Source organism: Lentzea alba, assembly GCF_047445655.1.
GTDB classification, from domain to species: domain Bacteria; phylum Actinomycetota; class Actinomycetes; order Mycobacteriales; family Pseudonocardiaceae; genus Lentzea; species Lentzea alba_A.
In genome coordinates this window covers 257,306-273,019 of sequence record NZ_JAJAEG010000013.1, presented here as the reverse complement: position 1 = coordinate 273,019, position 15,714 = coordinate 257,306, and the positions used below count along the sequence as shown (strand labels likewise).

Here is a 15,714-nt window from a genome sequence, read left to right as displayed (position 1 = left end):
GCTCAGCAACGCGGCGTTCTCGACCCATTGCTTGGCGACAGTCCGATCCCACCGCACGGCGTGCTTCAACACATACGGCAGATCTTTATAGCCGAGCTCGGATGCGGCGCCTCGCCGATCCAATTCGGCGATCATCTCCATCAACTCGTGCTCGCCAGTACGGATCTCCATCGCTTTACCGACGATGCGCCGGAGCACATCGTCAGTGGAGAGAAGCGCGAGACCGTCGATCACGTGTTCTAATCTACCGCAAGATCACGATTAGATTACGCGCAAAGCCAGACACGATCGAATGAATCGACCAAGCCGCCCGCTCGCGGGGAAGGCGAAGCCGAGCCCGAAAAGGACTAATGCCCGCATGGGTACCGGTAATGGCGAGGTGCGGTGTCAACGCGCCCACGCACGACGGCGATTGGGGCTTGACTTTGGGTTCGAGGCGCTACCGCGTTCGGATCGGCCGGGCGCTTTATCAGCCCGGCTTTTACAGGCCAACCAGCGCCTCGTAAGGGCCCCGAAGTCAAGCCCCAATCGCAATCGTCGCGAAGCGGCGATGAAATGACCCGGCCCGTCTAAAGACCCGCCCAGCCACGCACGCAAGGCGACCGCCCGCACGGCAGTGACCACCCCGCTGGAACCGGCGACCAACGCCCGCAAGCCGACCCGCCCGCCCGCAAGCCGATCCGCGCACAACGACAACCGGGACCAGCCCACGCGAGGCGTTCTCCGTGTCCGACCCAGTCCGATAGGTTCTGGGCCGAGGCTCCGGAAGACCGTAGGAGGGTTCGTGGAGTTGCGAGTCCGGGACGGCCGCGCCGTGCTCGCCGGGGAGGACGAGTCCGGTGAGCGCGAGGTCGACCCGCACAGCCTGCCGCTTGGTGCTGATTTGGCTGAGGCGCTGCACGAGTGGGCGAAGGTGGCGGACGCTGTGGTGCGCACCGAGACCCCGGCTGACGGGGTGGCCAGTGCGTTGGTGACTCGTCGAGGGAAGCAGCTCGCGGGGAGAATTGCCGCCGTCATGAACGCCAGCGTTCAGTACACGGATCCGGTCAGTGGTGAGCTGGTCAGCGTTGACGCGCCGGAAGTGCCGGTGAAGGCACCGGCACGGGCCGAGCAGGAGGAGGCCCCGGAGCCCACGCCGTGGGGGACGGGGCTGACGGTCAGTTTCATCACCGCGGCGATCGTCACCGTGACCGTGGTGTCGCTTTCGCTCGGGCTCGGTGAGACCAGTCGGTGGCTCGCGCTGATTGCGAACGTGCTGGTCGTGGGCGGTCTGGCGCCGAGTGTGTGGCTCGGGCGCAGGGTTCCGGTGTGGCGTTGGGTCGCGTACGGCGTGGTCACTGGCGTGCTGGTGGCTTGGCTGGTGCTGATCCTGACGCTGCTCTAGAAGACACCTAAAGCAAGGCGTAGAACGCCACCGCGCCGGCGGTGGCCACGTTCAGCGAGTCCACGCCGGACGACATGGGGATCCGGACGGCCACGTCGGCCGCGGAGATCGCCTCCTCGGTCAGGCCCGGGCCCTCGGAGCCGAGCAGGACCGCTACCCGCCGGCCGCGCAAACCGGCATCTGCAAGATGCAGGGCGGAAGCGCGCGGGGTCAGAGCGGCAACTGTGAACCCCTTGTGCCGCAACATGTTCAGCGCCGCGGGCCACTGATCCGTGCTAGCGAACGGCACGCGCAGGACGTGCCCCATCGAGACGCGGACGCTGCGTCGATACAGCGGATCGCTGCAGCCTGGGCCCAGGACCACGCCGTCCACGCCCAGGGCCGCGGCGTTGCGGAAGATCGAACCCAGGTTCTCGTGGTCGCCCACGCCTTCCAGCACGGCGAGGCGCGTCGAGCGGTCGGACAGCTCCTCGAACGACACCGCTGGAGCGCGGTCGGCGGCGGCCAGTACACCCCGGTTCAAGTGGAAACCGACGACTGACGCCATAACCTCAGCTGACGTCACGTAAGCGGGAACGTCCAGGTCAGAAAGGTCCAGCGCCTCGATCCGCCGCCGCACCCCGAGCAGCCCGCGCACCGGGTACGGCGACGCCAGCAGACGTTCCACCACCACCACGCCCTCGGCGATCACGAGACCACGTCCGCCCGGCCTGTCCGGCCTGCGGTCGGCCGTCGACAGGTCGCGGAAGTCGTCCAGCCGGGGGTCGGCCGGGTCGTTGATCTCGATCACCTTTGCCACGCCGGAAGTTTCGCATCCTGCCCGATGTGGAACAGGCCAGGTAGTCCGGAGGGCGGAACCGCGCACGCCCGACCAGCGGATGATCGCTGGTTGTTACCTCGGCGTGACAGAGAGCACCGATTTGGGCGATGTAAAGGAGGTTTCCGCTGTGTCACGTTTGGCGTTCCGCCTGGCCCGCGCCCACCGGCGCCGAGCGAAGGGGTAGCGGCATGGGAAGCGAAGTGTCCAGCCGCACGTTCACCAGAGACGATCGCCAGCGCTATCGCGAGAAGATGCAGCGAAGTCTCGACGCATTGGCCACGATGTTGGCCGAAGACACATTTTCCTTTCCCCGTCGGCAGATGGGGCTTGAGATCGAGCTGAACCTCGTCGACGACGCGATGCGGCCGGCGATGGCGAACTCGGAGGTGCTCGAGAAGATCGACGACCCCTCGTACACGCTTGAGCTGGGGCAGCAGAACCTGGAGATCAACGTTCCCCCGCGCGAGCTGGCCGGGGGTGAGATGCTTGGCCTGGAAGAGGAACTGCGCGCGTCGCTCGACAACGCCGACTCGAAGGCGAACGACGTGGGCGCCAACCTCGCCATGATCGGCGTGCTGCCCACGTTGCGAGAACGGCACTTCGACCGCAAGTGGCTCTCCGAGAGCCCGCGTTACGCGCTCCTCAACGACACCATCTTCTCCGCCCGCGGCGAGGAAATGGTGCTGCACATGGAAGGTCCGGCGATGCCGGGCAAGGGGCCGGAGAAGCTCCTGACCTACGCGGAGTCGATCCTGCCGGAAGCGGCGTGCACGTCGGTGCAGCTGCACCTGCAGGTCGAGCCGACGAACTTCGCCTCGCACTGGAACGCCGCCCAGTGCCTGGCCGGGGTGCAGGTCGCCATCGCCGCGAATTCGGCTTTCCTGCTGGGCAAAGCGCTCTGGCACGAGACCCGCATCCCGTTGTTCCAGCAGGCCACCGACACCCGGCCGGACGAGCTGAAGAACCAGGGCGTCCGTCCGCGCGTGTGGTTCGGTGAACGGTGGATCACGTCGATCTTCGACCTGTTCGAGGAGAACGTGCGCTACTTCCCCAGCCTGCTGCCCGAAACCGACGACGAGGACCCGATCGAGACCCTCGAAGCCGGTGGCGCGCCTCGTCTTTCCGAGCTGCGGCTGCACAACGGCACGATCTGGCGCTGGAACCGCCCGGTTTACGACGTCCACGACGGCGTGCCGCACCTGCGCGTGGAGAACCGCGTCCTGCCCGCGGGACCGACCGTGCTCGACACGATGGCCAACGCGGCCTTCTTCTACGGCGCCCAGCGCGCCCTCATCGCCCAGGAACGTCCACTGTGGACGCAGATGTCGTTCCAGGCGGCCGAGGAGAACCTCTACACCGGCGCCCGCCACGGCATGCACGCCCAGCTGTACTGGCCCGGCATCGGCTGGATCCCGCCGGACGAGCTGGTGCTGCGCCGCCTGCTGCCGATGGCGCACGAGGGTCTGCGCGACTGCGGTGTCTCCGACGAGGCCCGCGAACGCTACCTCGGCGTCATCGAGCAGCGCTGCCTCGCGCGGCGCACGGGATCGTCGTGGCAGCGGGAAACCGTTGCGCTGCTGGAGGAACGCGGGTTGTCCCGGGACGCCGCGCTCTCCGGGATGCTCAAGCGGTACATGGAGTTCATGCACGCGGGCGAACCGGTGCACACCTGGCACGTCGGGTGAGCACGCGGGCTCACCCTGCCATCGTGGCCAGGAACTCCTGCCAGATCACCCTGGGCAGGTCGGGGTCGTCGACGACGGCGCCGGCCTGTTCCAGGATGAACACCGTCACCGCGAGCTCCGGCGTGTAGCCGGCGAGCCACGGGTACGCACCAGTCACACAGGCAGCCCCGTTGCAGCCGGCCTTCTCCTTCAACCCGGCGGTGATCCGGTCGGCGATGTCACGTCCGAAGACGGGCTTCCCGTTGTCGATCGCCTTGTGCAGCACCGATCCGTCCGCAGCGGTGACCGAGTTGACGAAGCGCGGCTCACGCAGCACTCCACCAGCGGCGACGGTCGCGTAGGCGACGTTCACGTCGAGCGGGCTCATCGTGGGCTGCACGAGGTCCGGCACCGCCGCGAACGGCTCGACGATCCCCGGGCTCGGTGTCGTGATCACCCCGCCGGCCATGTCGACCTCCTGCCGGGAGCCGCCCGTGTACACCAGCACGGCGCCGGAAGCCGGATCGATCGCGGTCACCGACACGCCCAGTTTCCGTTGCGGCTCAGCCAACCGGCCGATCACAGTGGCCGCCACTGACTGCGCCCTCGCGTCGATCGTCGTGCGCACCACCGCACCGCTGACCCGCAGCGAGTCGTACGGCACCTTCGCCTGGTCGAGCTCCCTGAACACCTTCGACACCAGCGGCGGTGGCCGGAAGCCTCCGTCGAAACTGCTCCACATCTTCGAGCCGTCCGCGTACTGCAGCACGACCTCCTTCGGCGCCGGAGGCGGGATCACCGGCGGCTCAGGCCGTTGCCACACCACATAAGCGACGATCCCCGACACCAGCACGAGCGCGCCCAACACGCGCAACAACGACTTCACGGCTTCAACTTCTCCAGGAACTTCTGCCAAAGAGCCTTGGGCAGACCGACGTCAACGGCCTGCTCTCCCCCTACGAACACCGAAACCGACAGCTGCGGCGTGCACGCGACCATCCACGCGTGCCGATCCAACGCAGCCGTGCGGCACGCCATCTCCGGGTTGTCACCGCACGCGGGGTCGTCCCTCAGCACACGGGTGACCTGCCCGGAGATGTCCTTGCTGCGCAACGCATCCCGGTCGAACGCGGGCTGCGGCGTGTCCCTCGCCTGATGCAGTGTCGCGCCGTCCCCACCACTGACGTGCGTGACGAAGTGGGCGTCGCGGTGCACGCCGTCCGCGGCCAACGTCGCATAGGCCGACGCCAGGTCGAACGGCCGCAACCCCGAGCCGTCGAGCAGCTTCGTCCGCGTGCCCTCGATGTCCGCGAACTCCGGCACACCGGCCCGCTGCGCCGCCCTGAGAGCCTTCCGCGGGTCTGCGGTCTGAGAAAGCGCCTTGCCGTCCTGCACCAGGGCAACGGCGTCGAACGGGAAGAACGCCGCGCCGGGCTCCCGAACCACCCCGCCCGCGTAGTCGACAGCAGGGTCGTTGCCCGGCGCGTAGGTCCGCACCGCGCCACTGGCCGGGTCGACGGCGGTGATCGAGTACTGCAGCGCCGCGGACGACTCGCGGATCACCGCCATCGCACCGGACTGCGCCTTCGCGTCGATCGTCGTCACCACGACCGCACCGGTCTTGCGCAGCTCGTCCAGCGACAGCGACGCCCGCGTGCCGAGCTCCCTGACCACCTGCCGGACGAGAGGTGTCTCCGGATCGCCGGTGCGCCAGAGCTCCGAACCGTCCGCGTACTGCAGAACGACGTACTTGGGCGCCGGCTCCGACTGGTGCCACATCACCACCGCAACGACCGCGCCGACCAGCACGAGCGCACCCAAAACCGGCGCCAAACGCTTCATGGAGCTCCCCCAGAGTCATCCCCTGGGGATTGAATCTAGCGGCGGCGTCCAGCCTTCAAAGGCGCGACGTCCGCGCCGTCGTGCGAGATCCGGCACTCGTCCGGCGTCACGGCCTCGACCGCCAGCGTCAGCTCGCCCTTCACCCCCGTGTAGATCGACTCGCCGCGGGACGCCAGTGAGGCGTGCACGCGGTTCGAGTCGGTGAAGTCGCGCTCGTCCTTCACGCGCTTCTTGCCGGTCTCCTCCGGCCGTGTCGCGCTGCGCAGGTTGACCTCGAGCCAAGCCGCGACCTCAGCAGGTGAGGTCAGCACTTCTTCCGGGGTGCGTTCAAGACGAACCTGCCGAGGAGAGGCGTGGTCGAGCGATGTGTGTTCCACATAGGCGTGCCAGTGGGTGTTGCGCATCGACCAGGTCTGTTCGACCGGCCAGTCCTCCTCGGTGGTCATGGCCCATATCTTCCACCCTTAACACGAGGAAACGTGAGGAGGTCGCGCACGTTGATCTCGTGATCCACCCGCACGGCCGATGCGAGCCGCCGATCGTGCGTGACCAGCAACAACGTGCCCTCGTAAGTTTCCAGCGCTTGTTCGAGCTGTTCGATCGCCGGCAGATCGAGGTGGTTCGTAGGTTCGTCGAGCACCAAACACGTCGTGCCGCGCGCTTGGAGCAGGGCCAACCCCGCGCGGGTGCGTTCGCCCGGCGACAGCTCGCGGGCCGGCCGCAGCACCGAGTCCGCGCCGAGCCGGAACTTCGCGAGCAACGTGCGCACCTCGACGTCCTGCAGCCCGGTCGCGCCGGCGACGATCCGCAGCGCCGAAGCGTCTGAAGCGAACTCGGCCCGCAGCTGGTCGACCTCGCCGACCACGACACCCGGCCCGATCGAACAGTCGCCCGAGTCCAGCGGGATCCGGCCGAGCAGCGCGCCGAGCAACGTCGACTTGCCGGACCCGTTCGGCCCGGTGATCCGCCACCGCTCGCCCGCACCGATCGTGAGGTCGATCGGCCCGAGCGTCACGTCGCCGCGGCTGACCACGGCCTGACGCAACGTGAACGCGACCGAACTGCCCCGCCCGGCCGACGGCAACGTCAACCGCAGCTGCCACGCCTCGCGCGGTTCCTCGACCTCCTCCAGGCGTTCCAGCTGACGGTCCACAACGGACGCTTTCGCGGTCAGGTTCTCCGCACCGCGCTTGTGGGCCTCACGGGCGTTCTTGTCCGGCTCGTCGTTGCGCATCTTGGCGCTCGTCGCCCGGCGCACGCCCTTGCGCGACCACTCCCTGACCTGGCGGCTGCGCTGCACCAACGAGTCGCGCTTGCCCGCGTAGGCCTCGTACTCCTCCTGCGCGCGCCGGTCCGCGTTCGCCTTCTCGTCGACGTACGCGTCCCAGCCACCACCGAACACGCTGAGCTGGTGTGAGAACTCGTCGAGCTCGGCGATCGCGGTCGTGGTGCGCGCCAGGAACTCCCGATCGTGACTGACCAGCACGATCGCGCCCGGACAGCCCCGCACGTGGGACTCCAGGAGGTCGAGCCCGGCGCCGTCGAGGTCGTTCGTCGGCTCGTCGAGCAGCAACACGTCCGCACGCGTCAGCAGCACGGCCGCAAGCCTGAGCCTCGCCTGCTGACCGCCGGACAGCTCGTCCGGCGAGCGCCCGGCGAGCAGGTCGGCTTGCAGGCCAAGGCGTTCGCAGACGGCGTCCGCGCGTTCGTCGAAGTCACCGGCACCGATCGCGGTCCAGTGGTCGAACGCCTCCGGGTAGTCCTCACCGCCACCTTCGGCCAACGCCTCCGCCGCGCGCTGCAGCCGGTCCTCGGCCTTGGCGACGCCGGTGCGGCGGGCGAGGTGGTCGCGGAGCGACTCTCCAGTTACGTGGAGGGTCTCCTGCGTCAGGTGCGCGACCGTTCCGGTGGATGAAACAGATCCGGTCTCCGGCAGCAGGTCACCCGCCAGCAAACGGAGCAAAGTCGACTTGCCGACACCGTTGGGCGCGATCAGACCGACGCGGTCACCAGGCGAAACATCGAAATCAACCTCCGAGATCACGGTCCTCGGACCGAACGACAGCGAAATATTCCTGGCTGTCAGCACGGACACGCTTTCGACGCTACGTGCCTCCGCAACTGGTTTACTCGGCCTTGTTGCTAGTAAGTTGCAAGTACCAAGAGATTGCAAATGGGGAGATGTCATGGCCCAGTACGTGCTGCCGGATCTCGACTACGACTACGGCGACCTGGAGCCCGCGATCATCGGCGAGATCAACGAGCTGCACCACGGCAAGCACCACGCCGCCTACGTCAAGGGCGCGAACGACACGCTGGAGCAGATCGAAGAGGCTCGCGACAAGGAGAACTTCGGCGGCATCGTCGGCCTGGAGACCACGCTCGCGTTCCACCTGGCCGGCCACGCGCTGCACCAGGTGTGGTGGAAGAACCTCTCGCCCAACGGCGGCGACAAGCCCGTCGGCGAGCTCGCGGCGGCCATCGACGAGCACTTCGGCTCGTTCGACAAGTTCCGCGGCCAGCTCAACGCCGCGGCGTCGTCGATCCAGGGCTCCGGCTGGGGCATCCTCGCGTGGGAGCCGATCGGCCAGAAGCTGGTCACGCTGCAGCTCAAGGACCACCACTCGAACCTGTCGATCGCGACCACGCCGCTGCTCGCGTTCGACATCTGGGAGCACGCGTACTACCTGCAGTACCGCAACCTCAAGGCCGACTACATCTCCGCGCTGTGGAACGTCGTGAACTGGGAGGACGTGTCCGCGCGCTTCGAGGCGGCACGGGCGGGCCAGAACGGTCTGCAGCTCGGCTGATTTTCGCAGGCTTCGGCGGTGGGCGCTCCGACAAAGCTTCCCGCTCGCTGAACACGACGAGGCCCCCGCTCTGCCCAGAGCGGGGGCCTCGTCCGTTCCCGAACTGACTGCCGCTCCCACCACGAAGCGACGTGACTTAGGTTAGCCTAACTTGGCTTCCTTGGGAAGCCCTGCAGATCAGACGTCGTCCAGGCCCTGCTGAGCACCACGTGACCCTCGCCTCGCAGCCCGACGTTGCCAGTAGAAGACTCCGTACCCGATGATCCCGAGCAGACCGCCGCACAGGGTCGTCCAGAGCAGGGTGCTGTTCGAGCGGTCGACGATCAGGACCACGAAAAAACCGAGGAACCACAGCGCCGTTCCCCCCAGCACGACCGGCACGGGGTCCGCCAGCCTGTGCGGCAGCGGTGGTGGGCTTGGGGCGGAGTCGCGTTCGGACACAGCGTTAGGAGACCAGATGCTGGACGGGTTCTTCAAGATTTCCGAGCGCGGGTCGACCGTGGCGCGTGAAGTGCGCGGCGGTGTCGTCACGTTCTTCACGATGGCCTACATCGTGGTGCTGAACCCGCTGATCATCGGCAGCTTCGCTCCGACCGGGCCGGGCGCGCACCCGGACGTGCTGGGCAACATCCTCCCGGTCGGCCAGGTCGCGGCGGTGACGGCGCTCGTCGCCGGTGTCATGACCATCCTCTTCGGACTGATCGCGAACTACCCGTTCGCGCTGGCCACGGGACTCGGCATCAACTCGTTCGTGGCGGTCTCCGTGGCCGCCAAGGTGACGTGGCCGGAGGCGATGGGCCTCATCCTGGTCAACGGCCTGGTCGTGCTGCTCCTGGTGGTCACGGGTGTGCGGACCGCGGTCTTCAACGCCGTGCCGAACGAGCTCAAGGCCGCCATCGCGGTCGGCATCGGCCTCTTCATCACCTTCATCGGCCTGGTCGACGCCGGGTTCGTGCGCCGCCTGCCCGACGCCGCCAACACCACCGTGCCGGTCGGGCTCGGCATCAACGGGTCGATCGCCAGCTGGCCGACGCTCGTCTTCGTGGTCGGACTGGTCCTCACGGGTGTGCTGTTCGCGCGCAAGGTCAAGGGCGCGATCCTCATCGGGATCGTCGCGACGGCGGTCTTCGCGATCATCCTCGAAGCGCTGGTCAAGGCGGGCCCGTCGGCCGGCACCAACGCCAAGGGCTGGAACCTCGGCTACCCCGCGCTGCCCGACCAGGTCTTCGGCGTGCCGGACCTGTCGCTGCTCGGCGAGGTGTCGTTCGGTGCCTGGACGCGGCTCCCGGCCCTGGCCGCGGCGCTCATCGTCTTCACGCTGGTGCTCACCGACTTCTTCGACACCGTCGGCACGATGACCGGTCTCGGCAAGGAAGCGGACCTGATCAAGGAGGACGGCCAGCTCCCCAACGTGAGCAAGGCCCTGTTCGTCGACGGCCTCGGCGCCGTGGCCGGTGGTGCCGCGTCCAGCTCGTCGAACACCGTCTACATCGAGTCGGCGTCCGGCATCGCGGAGGGCGCGCGAACGGGTCTGGCCAACATCGTGACCGGTGTGCTGTTCCTGCTCGCGATGTTCTTCACGCCGCTCTACGAGGTCGTGCCGATCGAGGCGGCCGCACCGGCGTTGGTGATCGTCGGCGCGCTGATGATGATGCAGATCCGCGAGATCGACTTCAGCGACTTCACCATCGCCCTGCCCGCGTTCCTCACCATCGTGGTGATGCCGTTCACCTACTCGATCGCGAACGGCATCGGCGCGGGCTTCGTCAGCTACGTGCTGCTCAAGATGCTGACCGGCAAGGCGCGCGCCATCCACCCGCTGATGTGGATCGTGGCGGCCGCGTTCGTCGTCTACTTCTCCCTGGGCCCGATCCAGGCCCTGCTCAACTGACCTTTCGGCGAGAAACTATTTCGTGAGGTATGCTAACTACGTGGCGACCGAACAACCCGGACTGGCGAGCAGGCTGAGGCTTGCCGTCGTTCGCCTGAATCGTCGCCTGCGGGCCCAGCGCACCAACTCGTCGGTGTCGCTGACGCAGGTGTCCGCGCTGTCCACACTGCACAAGTGCGGACCGCTGACACCGGGCGAGCTCGCGGCCAAGGAAGGCGTGCAGCCGCCGTCGATGACGCGCGTGATCGCAGCGCTGGAGGAGTACGGCTTCGCGACGCGCAGCCCGCACCCCACCGACGGCCGTCAAGCCATCGTCGAGCTGACCGGCGAAGGCTTGACGTACCTGGAAGACGAGATCACCGCGCGCGAGGCGTGGCTCGACAAGCGCCTGGCGGAGCTGGAGCCCGAGGAACGGGCACTGCTCGCCCAGGCAGCCGAGATCATCGACAGGATGGCGGGGCAGTAACGACGTGGCGGGTTACGCGGGTGGTGGAGCGGACAGTTCGCCACCTCGTCGTACCGGCATGTTCGGTTCGTTAGGCATACACAACTATCGCCTCTACGCCTCCGGCCAGATCATCTCGCTGGTCGGCGTCTGGATGCAGCGCGTCGCCCAGGACTGGCTGGTCCTGGAACTCACCAACGGCTCCCCGGTCGCCCTGGGTATCGCCGCCTCCCTGCAGTTCTTACCCGTCCTGCTCCTGTCGATGTGGGGCGGCGTGCTCGCCGACCGCATGGACAAGCGCAAGCTGTTGCTGTGGCTCGAATCCGCGCTGGGCATCTGCGCTCTGGCGCTGGGCCTCCTGGACGTCACCGGTGTCGTGGAGCTCTGGCACGTCTACGTGCTCTGCTTCCTGCTCGGCTGCTTCTCCGCCGTGGAAACCCCGGTGCGCCAGTCGTTCGTCGTCGAGATGGTCGGCCGCGAGTCGCTCACCAACGCCGTCGCGCTCAACTCGATGATGTTCAACCTGGCCCGCATCATCGGCCCGGCCATCGCCGGCGTGACGATCGTGGCGATCGGCACCGGCTGGGTCTTCCTGGCCAACGCCATCAGCTTCGTGGGCGTGGTCATGGGCGTCTGGCTGATGCGCACGCACGAACTGATGCGTTCCGAGCCCGTGCCGCGCGAAAAGGGCCAGCTCCTGTCCGGCCTGCGGTACGTGAAGCACCGCCCGGATCTGCTGACCGTGATGCTGCTGGTCTTCTTCATCGCCACGTTCGGCATGAACTTCTACATGACGCTGGCGATCATGGCCCGCAACGTCTTCAAGGGCGACGCCGACGCGTACGGCCTGCTCTCCACCCTCATCGCCTTCGGCACCCTGGCGGGCGCGACCTGGGCGGCCAGACGCAAAACACCTCGCCTGACCGTCTTCATCGGCTCAGGAGTCGTGTTCGGCGCACTGGAGATCGTCTCGGGCCTGATGCCAACCATGCTCCTGACCGGCCTGATGATGATCCCGGTCGGCATCGCGATGATGACCTTCAACACCACCGCCAACGCCACCATCCAGCTGGCCGTGGAACCCGAGATGCGCGGCCGCGTGATGGGCATCTACATGCTCGTCTTCCTGGGCGGCAACCCCGTGGGCGGGCCGCTGATGGGCTGGCTGGGCGAGATCAACGGCCGCGCGCCGATCGTGATCGGCGGCGCGGTGTCGATGCTGGTGACGATCACCGCCTGGATCATCCTGATGCGGCGCGGCGACATCGCGAAGCCGCGCCTGCGCAGGAAGAAGAAGCAGAAGCCGGTGGAACTCAGCCCAGCAGAGTTGCAGCCGTCGGATCGGTGATCAGCGCGGCGAACGTGTGCCGGTCCTCCCACCGCTCCGTCACCCAGGCCAGCGCCCGCGAAAGCCCTTCAGGGGTGTCCGCGGCGTGCGGCACGCCGTCCGCCATCCACCACTCGACCCGTTGCCCGTCAACGAACAACGAGTCGTGCACGACGACAACGCCGTCCGGCAGCGCGACCTCGAGCAGCTCGCAGGCCATCCGAACCGCGGCCAGGTCCTGCCACTGAACGACTTCGCCGACGTGATCCGGCGACCCGTCGAACTCCTCCGACGCCAGCGCCAGATCCAACAGGTCGGCCAACTCTTCCGACCCGTCAGCCAGCAACACCCGAGAAGCCGGCACCACGCCCAACAACCACGGGTGATCCAGAACAACGACGTCGTCCGCGGTCACGACCTCACCGGACAGCACCCGAACCCGTTCGGGCGGCGCGAAGTCACCCTCGGGCAGCGCGGCATGAGCCCTCAGCACCACGGCGTCGGCGATCACGCGATCCGCGTCCCCGAGCCGCTCCAGGACGAACTCGGCATCGTCGTCGTCCAGGATCTCCAGCCGCGACCGGACACCCGCCGCGCGCAGCACGTGCTCAGGCAGTTCCAGATCCGGCACGACGTCGAACAGCCCGTCGAGCAACGAGGCCTCGGCCAGCCGGTACTCACGCGGAGACTTGCCCGCGAGCGTTGCGTGCCGGGCGATCCACCACCCGGTGTACCCGTCCGGTTCGGTGACCGCTCGCCACGTGACCGGGTCGGAGGCCAACAACCGCAGCGCGGCCGGCCAGTCGGCCACCAGGTCCAGGTCCCGGACGGCCACGACTCGCGTGGGCTCGTCCGGCATCGACGACCACCACGCGGACTCGTCCGGCAGGTCGTGATCAGCACCGGCGGGCTCGTCGTCGATCACCAGCGAGAAGCCGTCGACCACACCCACCGCGACCAGCGCGGCACGCGGGTAGTTCTCGGCGATCTCCTTGGAGAGCAACGGGAACGCGTCCGCTTCGACCACATCGACGAGCGGCGAGTCGGGCAGCAGCAACTCATCGGCCCGATGCCACTCGCCGGAAGCGTCAGGCAGCGCCAACGCCCCGAGCCAGGGCTCCTCACCAGCACGAAGAGCAGCCCGGTCGACCAACCGCAGCACGGTCTCGATCAGGTCTTCGCCGTCGAGCCCGGCCTCGGCGTCTTCCAACGACCGAGCCACGTTCTCGCGCAGCGACGGGTCGGCGAGCAGTTCGGTAGCGCCTGCCTCGACCGCCCCGAGCCGCACCAGCAACGGATGCACGGCGTCCGGGTGCACGACCCGCAACCCCGGCAACGGCTCGTCAGCGATCAGCGTGGTGCGCGGGCCGGTCACCGTGCGGCCGTCGGCCAGCGGTACCGGCAACGACTGCAGGGCCTCACGCACGTCCGGGTCGACCTCGGCCAGCGGCGCGAACGCGGCGTAGACCTCGCGCCACCAGGCGGGATCACCGTCGGCGCCGGCCAGCGCGGCAACGACCTCGGCGGTGGTCACGCGCGGAACTTCCAGTGCTGCCAAGGCTTTCGCGTGGGCAGGAGCGGAGAGCTCGGCGTCCAGCAACCCGGGCAACGTGTCCTCGACCAGCTCGACGAGCTCCTCGGAACCGACGTCCAGCACCCGAGCCCGCGCGGGAGCGATCCACTCACCGGAAGCCAGCGGCAGCCACGAAGCAGCCCTCAACTCCCGCAGAACCGCCGTGCGCAGCCGTGAGTCCACTTCGGACAGCGGGAACCCGGGCAACGGCACCAGAGCGGTCCGCTCCACCGCAGGAACCCGAGAGATCAAGGCCGGGTACAGAGCGGCGGCAGCGTCGAGCACCGACCACGCAGCTGCACCGGGAAGGACCCGGCGGCGCGAAGGCTCGACCGGCAAAGTCGCGATCAACCGCGCAGGCAACGACAACCGCTCATCGGTCGGCGTCGGCGCGTGCAGCACGTCCTCACCGAGCGGGGAGTCCAGCGGGTAAGCCCACGAGACCGTCCACTGAGGACGGTGCTCCACGCCCTGGACCAGCTCGTCGGGCAGCTCCCCCACGGTCCGCTCGACCAGCCAGCGCACCGACCCGACGGTGACCACACCATCGGCGGTCACGAAGCGTTCCCACGACTGCGAGCCCACCTCGATGCGCCGCAGCCCGGGCAACGCCAGCAGCAGGTCCGGCACCTCGGCAGCGAGGTCGTCCAGCGACAGATCGACCTTCAGCGGCAGCCGGACCTCGGTCGTGAAGCCGTCCGGAACGTCCTCCACCACCGGCCACACCAGCCGCAGGATCGGCACGTCGCCGCCGCGTTCGGAAGCGAGCTCCGGAACCTCGGCACGGGTCCGCGAGGCGGAGAACTCCACGCCGCCCGAAGTGGAAACCACCCGAGGCGAGTCCGAGACAGCAAGTACAGCCGCGAACCCGACACCGAACTGCCCGACACCGGACTCCTTGGCCGAAGCCCGCAGGGAGGCCAGAGCGGCAACACCGGCAGCGGTCAGCGGAGCACCCGTGTTGGCGGCCCGAAGCTCGCCGTCAACGAGAGTGATCCGCAACACACCGGGCTCGGCACCCGCGGCATCGGCGGCGTTCTGGGCGAGCTCGACCAGAAGCCGGTCCCGGTAACCACCGAGTCGAAGATCTTCTTCAGCGTTCGCGTCTTCGCGGAAGCGGGTGGGCGAACCACGCCACGCGGCGAGGACCGAGGTGCGCAGGGCCTCGGTGCCGAACGGGTCGGTCACTCCGAGACGTCCAGCTGCGCGTCGTCGTAGACGAGGTCGGCGACCGGCACCATCGGGCTGATGTCGACCTCGACCTGGGAGTGCGCGCCGCAGCCGTACTCGACGTGCACGACGTGGCCGTCGGCGGGCGCGATCTCGTTCGCGCAGATGCCGAACGCGGCACCGAACGCGCCGGCGACGCGGGTGTAGAAGCCGCAGGTGCCGCAGTGCGCGGGCGCGCTGCGAGCCATGTCGGAACGGGGGCCGAAGTCGCTGTTCAACCAACGTTCCGCAGCCTCGATGCGACCCTCGCGGGACAGCACGCGCGTGCGGCCGAGGCCGATCTCCAGCGCGACCTCCTCGACGGCGGGATCGTCGGACTGCACGTACGCCTCGATCAGGCGCGGGTCGTCCTCGCGGGGCGGCAGCAGGTCGCCGACGCCGAGGTCACCGGCGCGGACCCGTTCGCTCCACGGCACCCACTCGGGGGCGACCAGGGCGTCCTGGCCCGGCAGCAGCACGACCTCGCTGACCGACACCGGGGTGCCCTCGCCGGCGTGGGCGACGGTCACGGCCCAGTTCCAGCCGCGGTAGCCCGCGTGCTCGGCCTCGAACAGGTGCGTGACCGAGTATTCGTCCTCGGCGTGCACCCCGACGTGAGCGCCGACGCTTTCCGCACCCGCCTCTTCCTGAGCGGCGGCGCGGGCGAGATCAACGGCGTCGGTGAGCATCTCAGTCGCGGTCACGTGGTGAATTGTGCCGCAGGTCTTCGCCGGGACGAAAACTCGTGC

The 15,714-nt window shown here is 68.2% G+C and carries 14 protein-coding genes and 1 pseudogene; 6 read left to right on the top strand and 9 right to left on the bottom strand.

All coding sequences use genetic code 11. The features are described from left to right. A pseudogene (locus LFM09_RS23270) lies at window positions 1-234 on the bottom strand (hypothetical protein); the annotation flags it as partial. A 550-nt stretch (window positions 235-784) separates the two neighbouring features. On the opposite strand from LFM09_RS23270, the gene LFM09_RS23265 reads away from it, so the two are divergent. After that, window positions 785-1,384, top strand: a complete 600-nt coding sequence (locus LFM09_RS23265; RefSeq protein WP_414098635.1) for a DUF2537 domain-containing protein — start codon at window positions 785-787, stop codon at window positions 1,382-1,384. A gap of 7 nt (window positions 1,385-1,391) precedes the next feature. Here the strand turns inward: LFM09_RS23265 and LFM09_RS23260 are convergent, their stop codons facing one another. Then, on the bottom strand, window positions 1,392-2,183 hold the full coding sequence (locus LFM09_RS23260; protein WP_414098634.1) for a TrmH family RNA methyltransferase: 792 nt from the start codon (window positions 2,181-2,183) through the stop codon (window positions 1,392-1,394). 209 nt (window positions 2,184-2,392) lie between these two features. Between LFM09_RS23260 and LFM09_RS23255 the strand changes: the two genes are divergently transcribed. Then, window positions 2,393-3,889, top strand: a complete 1,497-nt coding sequence (locus LFM09_RS23255) for a glutamate--cysteine ligase (protein ID WP_414098633.1) — start codon at window positions 2,393-2,395, stop codon at window positions 3,887-3,889. A 10-nt stretch (window positions 3,890-3,899) separates the two neighbouring features. On the opposite strand, the gene LFM09_RS23250 is transcribed toward LFM09_RS23255, so the two are convergent. From LFM09_RS23250 to LFM09_RS23235, 4 genes are read right to left on the bottom strand one after another with little or no spacing between them, the layout of a single operon-like run. Next, window positions 3,900-4,754 carry a hypothetical protein gene (locus tag LFM09_RS23250; protein WP_414098632.1) on the bottom strand — a complete coding sequence of 285 codons (855 nt, stop codon included), beginning with the start codon at window positions 4,752-4,754 and terminating at the stop codon, window positions 3,900-3,902. Then, the gene (locus LFM09_RS23245) at window positions 4,751-5,710 is read right to left on the bottom strand and encodes a hypothetical protein (protein ID WP_414098631.1); all 960 of its coding nucleotides are present in this window, start codon (window positions 5,708-5,710) and stop codon (window positions 4,751-4,753) included. The genes LFM09_RS23250 and LFM09_RS23245 overlap by 4 nt, the downstream gene beginning before the upstream one ends. A gap of 35 nt (window positions 5,711-5,745) precedes the next feature. Then, on the bottom strand, window positions 5,746-6,156 hold the full coding sequence (locus LFM09_RS23240) for a hypothetical protein (RefSeq protein WP_030467775.1): 411 nt from the start codon (window positions 6,154-6,156) through the stop codon (window positions 5,746-5,748). Beyond that, window positions 6,153-7,805 (bottom strand): ABC-F family ATP-binding cassette domain-containing protein, encoded by a 1,653-nt coding sequence (locus tag LFM09_RS23235; RefSeq protein WP_414098630.1) that lies wholly within the window; start codon window positions 7,803-7,805, stop codon window positions 6,153-6,155. Before LFM09_RS23235 ends, LFM09_RS23240 begins: the two co-directional genes overlap by 4 nt. Window positions 7,806-7,896: 91 nt before the next feature. On the opposite strand from LFM09_RS23235, the gene LFM09_RS23230 reads away from it, so the two are divergent. Next, entirely contained in the window at window positions 7,897-8,520 is a 624-nt protein-coding gene (locus tag LFM09_RS23230; RefSeq protein WP_414098629.1) for a superoxide dismutase, read from the top strand. Between the two features lie 177 nt (window positions 8,521-8,697). Here the strand turns inward: LFM09_RS23230 and LFM09_RS23225 are convergent, their stop codons facing one another. Further along, window positions 8,698-8,961 carry a DUF2530 domain-containing protein gene (locus LFM09_RS23225; protein ID WP_414098628.1) on the bottom strand — a complete coding sequence of 88 codons (264 nt, stop codon included), beginning with the start codon at window positions 8,959-8,961 and terminating at the stop codon, window positions 8,698-8,700. A 16-nt stretch (window positions 8,962-8,977) separates the two neighbouring features. Here LFM09_RS23225 and LFM09_RS23220 point away from each other — a divergent pair, with 16 nt between their 5' ends. Genes LFM09_RS23220 through LFM09_RS23210 form a run of 3 tightly spaced genes read left to right on the top strand, consistent with a single transcriptional unit; the run spans window position 8,978 to window position 12,204 of the window. Continuing rightward, complete coding sequence (locus LFM09_RS23220; protein WP_414098627.1) at window positions 8,978-10,411, top strand: NCS2 family permease; 1,434 nt, start codon at window positions 8,978-8,980, stop codon at window positions 10,409-10,411. Window positions 10,412-10,451: 40 nt separating this feature from the next. Continuing rightward, window positions 10,452-10,877: a MarR family winged helix-turn-helix transcriptional regulator gene (locus LFM09_RS23215; RefSeq protein WP_414098626.1), complete on the top strand. Its 426-nt coding sequence runs from the start codon at window positions 10,452-10,454 to the stop codon at window positions 10,875-10,877. A 58-nt stretch (window positions 10,878-10,935) separates the two neighbouring features. Next, window positions 10,936-12,204 carry an MFS transporter gene (locus tag LFM09_RS23210; protein ID WP_414098625.1) on the top strand — a complete coding sequence of 423 codons (1,269 nt, stop codon included), beginning with the start codon at window positions 10,936-10,938 and terminating at the stop codon, window positions 12,202-12,204. Here the strand turns inward: LFM09_RS23210 and LFM09_RS23205 are convergent. Together LFM09_RS23205 and LFM09_RS23200 are read right to left on the bottom strand one after the other, a co-directional pair. Next, window positions 12,170-14,944: a sacsin N-terminal ATP-binding-like domain-containing protein gene (locus LFM09_RS23205; RefSeq protein ID WP_414098624.1), complete on the bottom strand. Its 2,775-nt coding sequence runs from the start codon at window positions 14,942-14,944 to the stop codon at window positions 12,170-12,172. The two genes, LFM09_RS23210 and LFM09_RS23205, sit on opposite strands and share 35 nt — an antisense overlap. Further along, complete coding sequence (locus tag LFM09_RS23200; RefSeq protein ID WP_414098623.1) at window positions 14,941-15,669, bottom strand: DUF3027 domain-containing protein; 729 nt, start codon at window positions 15,667-15,669, stop codon at window positions 14,941-14,943. Before LFM09_RS23200 ends, LFM09_RS23205 begins: the two co-directional genes overlap by 4 nt. Window positions 15,670-15,714: the final 45 nt, after the last annotated feature.